At 69.4% G+C, this 13,122-nt stretch carries 12 protein-coding genes; 5 read left to right on the top strand and 7 right to left on the bottom strand.

The annotated features are described in order from the left end of the window. Positions 1–7: 7 nt before the first annotated feature. Positions 8–208 carry a hypothetical protein gene (locus G3M62_RS07370; protein ID WP_165185892.1) on the bottom strand — a complete coding sequence of 67 codons (201 nt, stop codon included), beginning with the start codon at positions 206–208 and terminating at the stop codon, positions 8–10. 136 nt (positions 209–344) lie between these two features. On the opposite strand from G3M62_RS07370, the gene G3M62_RS07365 reads away from it, so the two are divergent. Then, positions 345–2,741, top strand: coding sequence for an ATP-dependent helicase (locus G3M62_RS07365; RefSeq protein WP_165185890.1), 2,397 nt, complete (start codon positions 345–347; stop codon positions 2,739–2,741). Continuing rightward, entirely contained in the window at positions 2,738–3,265 is a 528-nt protein-coding gene (locus tag G3M62_RS07360) for an MOSC domain-containing protein (protein WP_165185888.1), read from the top strand. Before G3M62_RS07365 ends, G3M62_RS07360 begins: the two co-directional genes overlap by 4 nt. A 39-nt stretch (positions 3,266–3,304) precedes the next feature. Here the strand turns inward: G3M62_RS07360 and G3M62_RS07355 are convergent, their stop codons facing one another. The 5 genes from G3M62_RS07355 to G3M62_RS07335 all read right to left on the bottom strand — a co-directional run bounded on the left by G3M62_RS07355 (position 3,305) and on the right by G3M62_RS07335 (position 8,653). After that, a complete protein-coding gene (locus G3M62_RS07355) occupies positions 3,305–3,859 on the bottom strand; it encodes a sugar O-acetyltransferase (protein ID WP_281360091.1) in 555 nt (184 codons plus the stop codon). A gap of 65 nt (positions 3,860–3,924) precedes the next feature. Next, on the bottom strand, positions 3,925–4,194 hold the full coding sequence (locus G3M62_RS07350; protein ID WP_165185885.1) for a helix-turn-helix domain-containing protein: 270 nt from the start codon (positions 4,192–4,194) through the stop codon (positions 3,925–3,927). Between the two features lie 88 nt (positions 4,195–4,282). Continuing rightward, on the bottom strand, positions 4,283–4,759 hold the full coding sequence (locus G3M62_RS07345) for a hypothetical protein (protein ID WP_343037659.1): 477 nt from the start codon (positions 4,757–4,759) through the stop codon (positions 4,283–4,285). Positions 4,760–4,834: 75 nt separating this feature from the next. After that, positions 4,835–7,651 (bottom strand): ATP-dependent DNA helicase, encoded by a 2,817-nt coding sequence (locus G3M62_RS07340; RefSeq protein ID WP_165185884.1) that lies wholly within the window; start codon positions 7,649–7,651, stop codon positions 4,835–4,837. Positions 7,652–7,699: 48 nt separating this feature from the next. After that, positions 7,700–8,653, bottom strand: coding sequence for a tetratricopeptide repeat protein (locus tag G3M62_RS07335; RefSeq protein WP_165185882.1), 954 nt, complete (start codon positions 8,651–8,653; stop codon positions 7,700–7,702). Positions 8,654–8,783: 130 nt separating this feature from the next. Here G3M62_RS07335 and G3M62_RS07330 point away from each other — a divergent pair, with 130 nt between their 5' ends. Genes G3M62_RS07330 through G3M62_RS07320 form a run of 3 tightly spaced genes read left to right on the top strand, consistent with a single transcriptional unit; the run spans position 8,784 to position 12,624 of the window. Beyond that, the gene (locus G3M62_RS07330; protein WP_165185881.1) at positions 8,784–11,357 is read left to right on the top strand and encodes a ligase-associated DNA damage response DEXH box helicase; all 2,574 of its coding nucleotides are present in this window, start codon (positions 8,784–8,786) and stop codon (positions 11,355–11,357) included. Between the two features lie 52 nt (positions 11,358–11,409). Further along, entirely contained in the window at positions 11,410–12,114 is a 705-nt protein-coding gene (gene pdeM, locus G3M62_RS07325; protein ID WP_165191231.1) for a ligase-associated DNA damage response endonuclease PdeM, read from the top strand. A 57-nt stretch (positions 12,115–12,171) separates the two neighbouring features. Continuing rightward, complete coding sequence (locus G3M62_RS07320) at positions 12,172–12,624, top strand: hypothetical protein (RefSeq protein WP_165185879.1); 453 nt, start codon at positions 12,172–12,174, stop codon at positions 12,622–12,624. A 12-nt stretch (positions 12,625–12,636) separates the two neighbouring features. Here the strand turns inward: G3M62_RS07320 and G3M62_RS07315 are convergent, their stop codons facing one another. Then, positions 12,637–13,116: a DUF3429 domain-containing protein gene (locus G3M62_RS07315; RefSeq protein ID WP_165185878.1), complete on the bottom strand. Its 480-nt coding sequence runs from the start codon at positions 13,114–13,116 to the stop codon at positions 12,637–12,639. Positions 13,117–13,122 lie beyond the last annotated feature (6 nt).

Here is a 13,122-nt window from a genome sequence, read left to right as displayed (position 1 = left end):
CCCTCCCCTAGCCCGCCGGCTTGGGCGCGTCCGGAACCTTGGGCGCGTCGAGCTGCGGCGCGGAAACCTTGATGTCGACACTCTTCTTCTGGGTCATGCCGCCCGTGAACACGAAGTAGGCGATCACCGCCACGATCACCACCAGCGCGCCGACGATGAACGCCATGCCGGCCCCGCCGCCTCCGCCCGTATTGGTTTGTTCAGCCACGTCCGTCTCCTGTGAAGTCCATCCCCACGGACCAAACGGGAGGTGGGGGTCGAGGTTCCGACGCAACCGCGCCGCGCAGGTGTGACGGATAGGCGCGAGGGCTTAAGCCGAGCGAACTTTGTGCTACATATGTTCCATGTCTCAAGGCTTCGACTCGACTGATTTCCCTGGCGACCTTCCCGCCCCTCGTATCTCCGACCTGGCCCGCGCCCGCGGACCCGAGGTCCCGGCGGCGAGCTATCTGGAGGGGTTGAACCCCGAGCAGCGCGCCGCCGTCGAGGCGACCGAGGGTCCCGTGCTGGTGCTCGCGGGGGCCGGCACCGGCAAGACCCGGGTGCTGACCACCCGCCTGGCCCACATCCTGGCGACGGGCCGGGCGCGACCTTGGGAGCTGCTGGTCGTCACCTTCACCAACAAGGCCGCCCGCGAGATGCGCGAGCGGATCACCCACATCATCGGCGACGAGGCCGAGGGCCTGCGCTGGCTGGGCACCTTCCACTCGGTCGCCGCCCAGATCCTGCGCCGCCACGCCGAACTGGTGGGACTGAAGTCCAGCTACACGATCATCGACACCGACGACCAGGAGCGGCTGCTGAAGCAGCTGATCGAAGCCGCCGACATTGACGCCAAGCGCTGGACGCCGCGCGCCCTGGCCGGCCTGATCGACACCTGGAAGAACCGCGGCTGGACGCCGGACCGCGTGCCGCAGAGCGAGGCCGACGAGTTCGCCAACGGCCGGGGGATCACCCTCTACCGCCAGTACCAGGAGCGGCTGCGCATCCTGAACGCCTGCGACTTCGGCGACCTGCTGCTGCACAACATCACCATCTTCACGGCCAATCCGGACGTGCTGGCCGACTTCCAGCGGCGTTTCCAGTACGTGATGGTCGACGAGTACCAGGACACCAACGTCGCCCAGTACCTGTGGCTGCGGCTGCTGGCCCAGGGCCGGCAGAACGTCTGCTGCGTGGGCGACGACGACCAGTCGATCTACGGTTGGCGCGGGGCCGAGGTGGACAACATTCTGCGCTTCGAGCGCGACTTCCCCGGCGCCAAGGTCATCAAGCTGGAGCGCAACTACCGCTCCACCGAGCACATTCTGGCAGCGGCGGCCGGGCTGATCAACGCCAACAAGAGCCGGCTGGGCAAGACGCTGTGGACCGAGATCGAGGGCGGCGAGAAGGTCAAGGTCAGCGGCGTCTGGGACGGCGAGGCCGAGAGCCGGATGGTCGCCGACGAGATCGAGAAGGCCAAGCGGGCCGGCCGCAAGTACAGCCAGATGGCCATCCTGGTGCGCGCCTCGTTCCAGATGCGGGCCTTCGAAGAGCGCTTCGTGATGCTGCAGATCCCCTACAAGGTGGTCGGCGGCCCGCGCTTCTTCGAACGCGCCGAGATCCGCGACGCCCACGCCTATCTGCGCCTGATCCAGTCGCCCGACGACGACCTGGCCTTCGAGCGCATCGTCAACACGCCCAAGCGCGGCATCGGCGACACCTCGGTGGCCAAGCTGCTGCAGATCGCCCGGCTGGAGGGGATCTCCACCGTCGAGGCGGCCCGGGTGATCATCGGAAGCGACGACCTGCCGGCCCGCACTCGCACGGCGCTCTCCAACTTCCTGCGCGACCTCGACCGCTGGCGGGCCCTGGCCACCAACACCTCGCACCAGCGGGTGATGGAAGCGGTGCTGGAGGAGAGCGGCTATACCGACGCCCTGCGCCTGGACAAGGGTCCCACCAGCCAGACCCGGTTGGAGAACCTGAAGGAACTGGTCCAGTCGATGAGCGCCTTCGACACGCTCGAGAGCTATCTGGAGCACGTGTCGCTGGTCATGGACCTGGACAAGGGCGCCGGCGACGACGCGGTCTGGATCATGACCCTGCACTCGGCCAAGGGGCTCGAGTTCCCGCTGGTCTTCCTGCCCGGCTGGGAGGAAGGCGTGTTCCCCAGCCAGCGCAGCATGGACGACAAGGGCGAAAAGGGCCTCGAGGAAGAGCGCCGGCTTGCCTATGTCGGCATCACTCGGGCGCGCGAGGAGGCCCGGATCAGTTTCGTGGCCAACCGCCAGGTCTATGGCCGCTGGACCTCGCAGCTGCCGAGCCGCTTCGTCGACGAACTGCCCCTGGCCCACGTCGATGCGGCGTCGGAGACCGGCTATTACGGCGGCGGTCCGGGCATGCAGCAGACGGTGTCATCGCGCTGGGACGATCCGGGGACCAGCACCTTCACCGCCGGCAGCTATGACAGCCCTGGCTGGAAGCGGGCCCAGGATCGCGCTTCGGGCTTCGGCGAGAAGAACACCCCGACCTGGCGCGCCGGCGGCTCGGCCGCGCGGTCGGCCCCGATCGAGGGCGAGGGCCGATTGGTGGCGGTCTCGGCCAGTTCGGCGGCTAGCGCCTATTCGCGCGGCGACCGGGTGTTCCACGTCAAGTTTGGCTACGGCAAGATCACCAGCGTCGAGGGTAACAAGCTTAGCGTGGCGTTCGAAAAGGCCGGCGACAAGAAGGTGATCGACAGTTTCGTGGAGAAGGCGTGAGCGGCGGACTGAATCCCGCCTCTCCCCTCGCCCGGCTGCTGGCCGGTCCGATCCGGCCGGGCCGCGTGACCTGGATCGGCGTGCGACCCGCGCGCAAAGCCCCGCTCGTTTCATGCGACGTCGCGGACATCACCCGTGAGAACGGCCTGATCGGCGACCACTATTCGGGCCGTCCCGGCGGAAAGCGCCAGGTCACCCTGATCCAGGCCGAGGATCTGGCGGCGATCGCCGGCTATCTGGACCGCGACGTGACGCCGGGCGACCTGCGCCGCAACCTGGTGGTCTCGGGGATCAATCTGCGCGCCCTGAAGGACCGGCGGTTCCAGGTCGGCGGCGCGGTGCTGGAAGCCACCGACGACTGCCATCCCTGCAGCCGCATGGAAGCCATCCTCGGCCCCGGCGGCTACAACGCCGTGCGCGGCCACGGCGGGATCACCGCGCGGGTGATCGAGGGCGGCGCGGTGCGGATCGGAGATGCGGTGACGGCGTTGGACGCGCCGCTGCCGCTGTTCGACGCGCCATAGCTGGCCAAGGCCCGCGATCCGGTCGAGCGATAGGCAGACCTAGCCCCGCACCCGCGCCGGATTGCCCACCACCGTCGCGCCCGCGGGCACGTCGCGAGTGACCACGCTGCCGGCGCCGATGATGGCGTCGTCGCCCACCGTCACGCCCGGCAGGATGATCGAGCCGCCGCCGATCCAGACGTTCTCGCCGATCACCACCGGGCGGGAATACTCGATGCCCGTTCGGCGCTCGACCGGATCGCGCGGATGCTCGGCGGTGTAGATCTGGACGTGCGGTCCGATCGTGGTGGCCGCCCCGATGGTCACCTTAGTGACGTCCAGGATCACGCAGTTGAAGTTGAGGAACACGCCCTCGCCGATAACGATGTTGTAGCCGTAGTCGCAGTGGAACGGCGGGCGAATGGTGGCGCGATCACCGACCTCCGCGAGCCGCTCGCGCAGCAGGGCGTGGCGCGCCGACGGCGGCAGGTCCAGGGCGTTGTAGCGCCCCATCCAGGCCACGGCCGCCTCGTGATCAGCCATGATCTCCGGATCGACGGGACTGTACAGATCGCCAGCCACCATGCGCTGCTTCTGGGTGCGGACGTCGGTCACGAGGGGAAGCTCCTTGCGGGGCCTCTCCATGCCAGACGTGGGACGGGAGGACAAATCTCGCCGACCTAAGCCCGCTCAAGCGCCTCGCGCACCACGTCCGGCGCATGGTCGATCACGCGCAGATAGGCGGTGAGGGCCGCGTCGGGCCGGGCCTGGCCCAGTTCCAGCGCCGCCAGTTGCGCCACGGGGATGCAGAAGGCCCGCGCGAACTCGTCCTGCGAGAGACCGCTGCGCCAGCGCACGCCCTGCACCAGGGCGCGGGCCGAGCGGGCGTGACCCGGGTCGGCTTGATCGTCGACGGCCAGGTCGGCGGCGGGGGTCTGGGATCTGGTCATGCAACGCTCCTGGCACTCCCCCGATGCGAGGGTGTAGGCCCGTTCCGTTGCAGGAATTCGACGCCTTTGCGTCGGATGAGCGACTCTATCAGGGCCTTTTCGGCGTCGACTGGGCGGCCAGGGCTCTAGCCTTGGCGTCCACGGCGTCGACGCCCTTCAGCGGGTCCCCGGCCGCCTCGAGCATGGTGTTGAACACCTTCAAATCCTTGGTGCTGATCTTCTGGACGTCCTTGTCCTTGGCCCATTCCAGACCGATCAGCTGGCCCAGGCGGCAGGCCTTGGGCAGCAGGGCCGGCTGCTCGCCGGGACCGCCCTTGACCAGCAGCTTGCCGACCACGTCGTTCCAGTTGGGCGAGCCGGGGAAACAGAAGGTCAGGTGATCGCAGGCGCCGGTCCAGAACCGCTTGTACCAGCGCAGGTGCTCGTCGGTGTCGAAACGCAGGGCGTCGGTCGGCTTGACCACGGCGCGGCAATCGGCGCGCACGAACTCGCCGGCCTGGGCGGCAGGCGCGATCCCCAGCAACGCAACGACCGACAGGGCCGCCAGATCTCTACCCAACGCCAAACTTCAACATCCCGAACGACAAGCGTCCCCGCATATAGGCGAGGCAAGCTTCACTGAAACCCTTCAGGGTGCTGATTAAGAACGATCTTCCGACAAAAATGCGGCGGTGGCCTCGATCGCCTCCACGAGGCCGACGCGCTCGATCGTCACGCCTTCCGGAAGGCTGGAAAACAGGCGGGTCGGCGCGGCGGCGTCCAGCATCACGAACACCCCGCGGTCGTCGGCCCGTCGGATCAGGCGGCCAAAGGCCTGGCTGATGCGGGCGCGGGCCGTGGAGTCGTCATAGCCCTTGCCGCCGAACCTCGCGCGCCGGGCCTTGTGCAACACGTCGGGACGCGGCCACGGCACCCGGTCGAAGACCAGCAGACGCAGGGATCGGCCCGGCACGTCGATGCCGTCACGGATGGCGTCGGTGCCCAGCAGGCAAGCGTCCTCCTCGGCCCGGAAGATGTCGACCAGCGCTCCGGCTTCCAGCGGATCGACGTGCTGGGCGTAGAGCGCCAGCCCCCGGTCGGCCAGGGGCGCGGCGATCCGCTCGTGCACGGCCTTGAGCCGACGAATGGCGGTGAACAGACCCAGCCCTCCCCCGCCGGCCGCCAGGAACAGCTCACGCATCGCCGCCGAGACCTGGCGCGGATCGTCCTTGCCCACGTCGGTGACCACGAAGGCCTTGGCGTTCTTCTCGTAGTCGAACGGCGAGACCAGACGCAGCACCTTGGGCGACTGCGGCAGGCGAGCCGCGCCCGTGCGCATCTCGGCCAGGGCGAACGGGTCTTCCAGGGCCGGGTCGGTAAGGGTGGCGCTGGTCACCAGCACGCCGTGCGCCGGGCTGAGCACGGCGGCGCGCAGCGGCTCGGTCGGGTCCACCCAGTGGCGACGGCAGGCCGCGTCGACGACACGGCCGTACAGGAACGTCGCCTCGAACCAGTCGACGAATTCCGGATCGTCCTCGGCGTCCTCGTCGATGGCCTTCAGGATCGAGCGCCAGGCCGGCAGGGTCATGCGAGCTCGGCGGTCCAGCCCCCGCAGCGCGCCTTCGATCCGCGCCCGCTCCGAGGTGGGCAGGGTGTCGGTCTCTTCGTCGAGCACGTCTTCCAGGTGACGGGCCAGGGCCAGCAGCGGCGCTTCGATGGACGCCAGAGCCTTGGCCGCCTCGCCGGCCCGCTCACGGACCAGCTCGATGGCCGGGCGGGCGGCGCATTGCAGTCCCTGCTCAGCCGCGCCGGGGCGGTCGGTGACCCGGGCCCGTAGCTGTTCGATCACCGAGACCAGGTAGGTTTCAATAGGTCCGATCGGATTGACCTGGCCGTCTGGCGGCGCGATGCGGCCCGACCAGCCCTCACCCGGCAAGGCGGCGGCGGCCTGAAGCGCGGCGTTCAGGGCCGCGCGGGCGCCCTCGCGCTCGCCGATGATGTCCAGCAGCCGGGCCTCCAGCCCCCTGCCCCGCCGGCCTCGTCCCTCGGGCCCGCGCAGCCAGCGCCGCAGCTCGGCGGCCTCCGCGCCCGAAAGCGCGGCCGAGAACGCGCTGTCTGCGGCGTCGAACAGATGGTGGCCTTCGTCGAAGACGATGCGCTTGAGCGAGGTCGTCTCGTTGTCGCCCTTCAGCCCGCGCGCCGCCCGGGCGCCGTCGAAGGCCGCCTGGCTCAGCACGAGGGCATGGTTGGCGATGACGATGTCGGCCCGCTTGCTCGCCCGCACGGCCTTCTCGATGAAGCAGACGCGATAGTGCTGGCAGCCGGCGTGAATGCACTCGCCGCGCCGGTCGACCAGGTTGGCCGGTCCGGCCTGGACCGAGGGCGGGATGGCGAACAGGGTCGGCAGCCAGGCCGGAAAGTCGCCGCCGGTCATGTCGCCGTCGCGACTGGCGCGCGCCCAGCGGGCGGCCAGGCCCAGGCCGATCAGGTCGCCATTGCCCAGTTGGGCGGTATTGACCTGCTCCTGGAAGTTCAGAAGGCACAGGTAGTTCTCGCGTCCCTTGCGGACCACCGCCTTGCGGGCCCGGACCAGCGGGTCGGGATAGATCGAGTGGCTCTCGCGCTCGATCTGGCGCTGCAGGGCGCGGGTATAGGTGCTGATCCACACCGCCGGGCCGTTCATCTCGGCCCAGACCGAGGCCGGGGCCAGATAGCCCAGGGTCTTGCCGACACCGGTGCCGGCCTCGGCCAGCATCATCTGCGGCTCGCCCTCGCGTTCACGCGGCGCGAAGGCGTAGGCGGCCTCGCGGGCGAAGGTGTCCTGGGCCTCGCGCACCTCGTCCAGGCCCGAGCGGTGCAGCAGCTCCTTCAAGCGCTCGCTGGCGCGTTCGGGATCGACGGGACGCGAGCCGGGCTCGCCGGGCGGGGCCTGGTCTTCCCACTCCAGGGCGCGGGCCCAGACGTCGAGGCCGGAGCTGCGGAACTGGTTGCCGACCGGGGCCGAGCGCAGGGCGCCGACCACCGCCGGCCCCCAGGACCAGCCGGCGCGGGCCAGGGTCTCGGCGACGGCCAGAGCTTCCTCGCGTGACGGCCGTGGCGTCAGCGACAGTTCGTGCAGCAGGGCGGCGGCGGCGTCGCGCAGGGTCTGGGCCTGGGCCGCCGCGCCCTTGGGTTCGGGCAGGCCCAGGGCCGTGGCCAACCCCACGGCCGACGGCGCGCAGAAAGTGGCCGGACGGGTGAAGGCGTAGAGCTCCAGCACGTCGAACACGCCGCGCCCGCGCGTCGGCGCCTGCAGGTTCAGCCGCTTGGCGGTCATCGAGGCGTGGGCGACCAGCACCGGCCCGTATTCGAGCAGGTCGCGGGCGTCCGGCGTGCGCAGCACCCGCCCCTCGCCCGAGCCGTCGGCGACGCCGGCGCGCGGGCCGGGCAGAACCACCAGGGCGGGGGCGAGATCGAGGGCGGGAATCTGTGCGGTCACCCACCTGATTTAGCAGGTCGACCGCCGAAACAAAATGCGAACGGCGGCTTAAGCGGTCGGAGTCGTCGAGGATCCGCCCTCAAGGCGCTCGATGGCGTCCTCGGCGGCCTGGGCGACGTCGTCATCGTCGCTCTCGGCGGCGGCGCGATACAGCTCGACGGCCTTGGCGGCGCTGGTCTTAACGCCCTCGCCGTCCTCGTACATCTGGCCCAGCTCGTAATAGGCCGTCACGTCGCCGTTGTTGGCCGCCATCACGTACCAGCTGCGCGCTTCCTGGAAGTCGGCCGTCACGCCCTCGCCGTCGTGATAGGCGGAGCCGACATTGGCCATGGCCACGGCAGAACCCAGGCGAACAGCCTCGCGGTAGAACTTCAGCGCCTGGACGGGGTCGGCCGCGACACCGTAGCCCTGCGCATAGTATTCGCCCAGATCGTTGGTCGCGTCGGCCGAGCCGGCCCGCGCCGCCATGCGCATCCAGGCCACGGCCTGGGTCGAGTCGGACGGCGCGCCGCGTCCCAACTGATAGGCCAGGGCCACCTTGTACATCCCGCCCTCGTCGCCGCCAGCGGCGGCGCGGCGGTACCAGCTGACCGCCTGGGCGATATCGTCGGCGCTGGTCTCGTAGACCAGGCCGGCGTTGTAGGCGCCCAGGGCGTCGCCCTTGGCCGCGGCGGCCACGTAGAGCGACAGCGCCTGGTCGGGATCCTGATTCAGGTCGGCGCCGTCGTAATAAAGATTGCCCAGGTCGATCATGCAGTCGGTGTCGCCGGCCTTGACCCCGATCTTCAACCAGCGGACCGCCGCCTCGACGTCGCGCAGGTCGCCCTTGGCGTCGAGATAGCTGTTGGCCAGCAGGTCGTAGGCCTTGATGTCGCCGGCCTTGGCGCGGCGCAGCAACTCGGCGCGAGAGATTTCATGGGGAGCGGACTTTTCCGCCCAGGCCGGCGCGCCCGAGACCAGCATCGCCGCCAGGGCCAGGCCCGCCAAGCCGCTCGTCGCCATCCGTCCCATTGTCGCACGCCCCTAACGGTCTGAACCTATGGATGGACTCGCGTACCACCCTTGTCAAAACACCGGAAAGCGGCAGGTAGCCGCATGGAAACGGAACGGGAACATGCTATAGGCGTGGGCAATGCTCGCGGCGACCGCCCTTCCTCCACGCTTTCAAGAGTGGTTCGCCGCGCGCGGCTGGGCGCCCAGACCGCATCAACTGGCCATGGTCGAGAAGGGTCGGCAGGGCCGCGACGCCCTGCTGATCGCCCCCACCGGCGGCGGCAAGACCCTGGCGGGCTTTCTGCCCAGCCTGATCGAACTGTCCGAGCGCGCGCCCCGCAACACGCCGGCCGGGGTGCATACACTTTACATTTCGCCGCTGAAGGCCCTGGCGGTCGACATCGAGCGCAACCTGGCCACGCCGATCCGCGAGATGGGCCTGAAGATCGTCGCCGAAAGCCGCACCGGCGACACCGGCGAGGCGCGCAAGCAGCGCCAGCGCCTGCGCCCGCCTGACATCCTGCTGACCACGCCCGAACAGCTGGCGCTGTTCTGCGCCTGGGAGGGCGCGCGCAACTACTTCGCCGACCTGTCCTGCGTGATCATCGACGAGGCCCACGCCATCTGGCCCTCCAAGCGCGGCGACCTGCTGTCGCTGGGCCTGGCGCGGCTGCAACTGTTCGCGCCGAACCTGCGACGAGTGGGGTTGTCGGCGACGGTGGATGATCCGGACCTGGTGAGAAGGTGGCTGGGCTGGAACGCCCCTCCCCCTGTGGGGGAGGCGGCCGAAGGCCGGTGGGGGGATACGGCGGCGGAGGCCCGATCTCTCCCCCCTCCGGTCGCCGCGCGACCACCTCCCCCACAGGGGGAGGACCTCATTTCCTCGGCTCATGAGGTCGACCTGGTCCTCGGCCAGGGCGGCGCGCAACCGATTGTGGAAGTCCTGGTCTCCGGCGGCCGGGTCCCCTGGGCCGGCCACACGGCCGAGCACGCCATGGCCGAGATCTACGAGATCATCAAAGGCGCCAAGACCGCCCTGGTCTTCGTCAACACACGCTTCCAGGCCGAGTTCGCGTTCCAGGAGCTGTGGAAGCTCAACGACGACGGCCTGGCCATCGCCCTGCACCACGGCAGCCTGGCCGCCGAGCAGCGGCGCAAGGTCGAGGCGGCCATGGCGCGCGGCGAGATCCGGGCCGTGGTCTGCACCTCCACGCTCGACATGGGCATCGACTGGGGTGACGTCGACCTGGTCATCCAGTTGGCCGCGCCGAAGGGCGCCTCGCGGATGGTCCAGCGGATCGGCCGCGCCAACCACCGCCTGGACGAGCCCTCGCGCGCCATCCTGGCCCCCGCCAACCGCTTCGAATATCTGGAGTGCCGCGCCGCCGCCGACGCCATCCTAGGCGGGCATCTGGATGGCGAGCCAGCTCGCATGGGTGCGCTGGATGTCCTGGCCCAGCACATCATGGGCTGCGCGTGCTCGGAGCCCTTCGCCCTGACCGACCTCTATGACGAGGTCCGCACGGCCGGCCCCTACGCCGACCTGTCGTGGGAAGACTTCGAGACCGTCGTCGATTTCGTCTCTACCGGCGGCTACGCCCTGCGCACCTACGACAAGTTCCGCCGCATCGTGCCGGGCCAGGACGGGCTTTGGCGGGCGCGCAACGCCCAGGCCGTTCTGGCTCACCGGATGAACGTCGGGGCCATCGTCTCGCCGGCCATGATCAATGTGCGCATCGGCGGCGGTAAACGACCGATGGGCGGCCGAAAGGTGGGAGAGGCGGAAGAAGGCTTCTTCGAGGCCATGAAGCCGGGCGACACCTTCGTGTTCGCCGGCCAGGTCTGGCGGTTCAACAGCCTGGTCGGGGCCGACGCCTTCGTCACGCCCGCGCCGGACAAGGACCCGATGATGCCCAGCTGGGGCGGCTCGAAGTTCCCGCTGTCGACCTATCTGGCCGGCCGGGTACGGGCGATGATGCACGACGAGCGCGAATGGCCCGCCCTGCCCCCGGACGTCCAGGAATGGCTGGGCTACCAGAAGGTCCGCTCGATCATTCCCGAGCAGGACGAGATGCTGCTGGAGACCTTCCCGCACGGCAAGCGCTTCCACATGGTCTGCTACCCGTTCGAGGGCCGCCTGGCCCATACCACCCTGGCCATGCTGCTGACCCGGCGGCTGGACCGGCTGGGCGTCGGCCCGCTGGGCTTCGTGGCCAACGACTACGCGGTCAACATCTGGTCGCTGAAGCCTATGGACGGGCTCGACCTCGACGAACTGTTCGCACAGGACATGCTGGGCGACGACCTGGAAGCGTGGCTGGACGAGAGCTTCCTGATGAAGCGCGCCTTCAAGGCCTGCGCCCTGATCTCGGGCCTGATCGAGCGCCGCCATCCGGGCCAGGAGAAGTCCGGCCGCCAGGTGACCTTCTCGACCGACTTGATCTACGACGTGCTGCGCCGTCACCAGCCCGATCACCTGCTGCTGCGCTGCGCCCGAGCCGACGCGGCGACCGGTTCTCTGGACGTGGCGCGGCTGGGCGATCTGCTGACGCGGATCCAGGGCCGCATCCGTCATGCGGCGCTGGACCGCGTGTCGCCGATCGCCGTGCCGATCATGCTGGAGATCGGCCGCGAGCGCGCGCCGGGCGACGCGGCCGGCGAAATGATCCTGGCCGATGCCGAGGAAGACCTGATCGCGGAAGCGATGGCTTAGTGCCTGATCGCGGAGCGATAAACTTAGTGAGAGTATCCACGACGTGACCAGTCTGGCGTTCCAACTCAACGATTGCGGCGGCCTGCGGATCGAGGTGGCGGGCACGCGCGCCGTGCTGCGCCACTCCGGCGCCCTTTGGCTGGAGGCCGAGCGCACGATGGTCGTGGCCGACCTGCACTTCGAGAAGGGCAGCAGCTACGCCGCGCGCTTCGGCCAGATGCTGCCGCCCTACGACACCCGCGAGACCCTGGACCGGCTGGAGCGTGAACTGGCGGCCCTGTCGCCCGCGACCTTGGTCTTCCTGGGCGACAGCTTTCACGACGGCGCGGGTGAAGACCGACTGCCGGCCGAGGATCGCGCCCGCATCGCCGCCTTGGCCTTGGGCCGGCAACTGGTCTGGGCGGTGGGCAACCACGACGCCGACGGCCCTCGCGCCCTGCCCGGCGACGTGGTCGACGAGGCGGCGATCGCCGGCCTGACCTTCCGCCACGAGCCCCTGCCCGGCGCTCAGCCCGGCGAGGTGGCCGGCCACCTGCATCCGGCCGCCAAGGTGACCAGCGGCCGGGCCACCACCCGCCGGCGCTGTTTCGTGACCGACGGCAGTCGCCTGGTGCTGCCGGCCTTCGGGGCCTTCACCGGTGGGCTCAACATCCTGGACCAGGCTTTCGCCCCGCTGTTCGGCGGCCCGCCATTGGCCGCCGCCCTGGGCCCTCGGCGGGTTCACGCTGTCGGCTGGAAATCGCTGCGCCCAGACTGAAGGATCACCCTTCGCGTCCGGGCGTTTTGATCCCGGGACGTTGGAAGGAGAACCGTCATGCGACCGATCCTGATCGGCGCTGTTCTGGCCTTGTCGGTGACGCCGATGATCGCCGCGGCCGGCGAAGCCCCGGTCAAGACCGTGGCCAAACTCGACGCCAAGGACCCGAAATACGACACCGAAGCCTGCAAGGCGATCCGCGCCAAGGCGATCGATTACGAAGAGCCTGGGCTGCTCAAGAAGGCGGTCGGCATGGGCGGCAACGCCGTCGTGCCATTCGCCGGCACCGTGGCCTCGGCCGCCCTGGGCATGCGACAGAACAGCAAGGAAGAAGAGCTGAGCAAGCAGGTCGCCGCCACCTGCGTATCCGATCCGCTCAACGAGGAAACGCCGTTCATCAATGCGCCGAAGGCCGCCGCCGTGGTCTCGATCGACGCGCCGGCCGCCGATGCCGGTACGGTCGTGGCCGTGAATCCTACGGCGACGCAGACCGTAGCCACGAGCCAGTAGCCGCGCTGAATTCTAGAGGTGCAGCGCCTGTTCCAGCGCGAAGGCCAGTGAGATGGCCGCGCCGGAGGTCAGCAGGGTGCGCAAGCGCGGACGCCAGGCCGGGCCGTCATGGTTGGTCACGTCCCAAAGCCATTGCAGGATAAAGACCAACAGGAAGCCCGACAGCTGCCAGGCCGGTTCGAACTTCAGGCCGCCCAGCAGCAGGCCAAAGCCGGCCAGCGGAAACAGCAACGAAAGACCCAGGGTGATCCAGCGCGGGCTGGCCCGCTCGATCTCCAGGCCGCAACGCACGCCGCCCAGGTAGGACATCATGGCGCTGGAATAGGCCAGCAGGCTGATCAGCGACACTTGACGCATGTCGATCGGGCCATAGCAGAACAGCGCCGAACAGATGACAAACGGCAGCAACGTGGCCAGGCCGCAAACCCAAACCGCCGGGGGCACCGGCACGCGGTCTTGCGTGTGATCGGCCGCTGCTGCTTCGAACGCCATGTCTAC

Origin of the sequence: Caulobacter soli (genome assembly GCF_011045195.1) — a bacterium.
Classification (GTDB): Bacteria; Pseudomonadota; Alphaproteobacteria; order Caulobacterales; family Caulobacteraceae; genus Caulobacter; species Caulobacter soli.
This window is presented reverse-complemented; position numbering and strand designations above follow the sequence as displayed.

Excerpts from the sequence above, each read along its gene's own strand:
- G3M62_RS07365 (WP_165185890.1), top strand. The coding sequence starts at position 345 with ATGTCTCAAGGCTTCGACTCGACTGATTTCCCTGGCGACCTTCCCGCC.
- G3M62_RS07350 (WP_165185885.1), bottom strand. The coding sequence starts at position 4,194 with ATGACCAGATCCCAGACCCCCGCCGCCGACCTGGCCGTCGACGATCAA.
- G3M62_RS07335 (WP_165185882.1), bottom strand. The coding sequence starts at position 8,653 with ATGGCGACGAGCGGCTTGGCGGGCCTGGCCCTGGCGGCGATGCTGGTC.
- G3M62_RS07330 (WP_165185881.1), top strand. The coding sequence starts at position 8,784 with ATGCTCGCGGCGACCGCCCTTCCTCCACGCTTTCAAGAGTGGTTCGCC.
- G3M62_RS07320 (WP_165185879.1), top strand. The coding sequence starts at position 12,172 with ATGCGACCGATCCTGATCGGCGCTGTTCTGGCCTTGTCGGTGACGCCG.
- G3M62_RS07315 (WP_165185878.1), bottom strand. The coding sequence starts at position 13,116 with ATGGCGTTCGAAGCAGCAGCGGCCGATCACACGCAAGACCGCGTGCCG.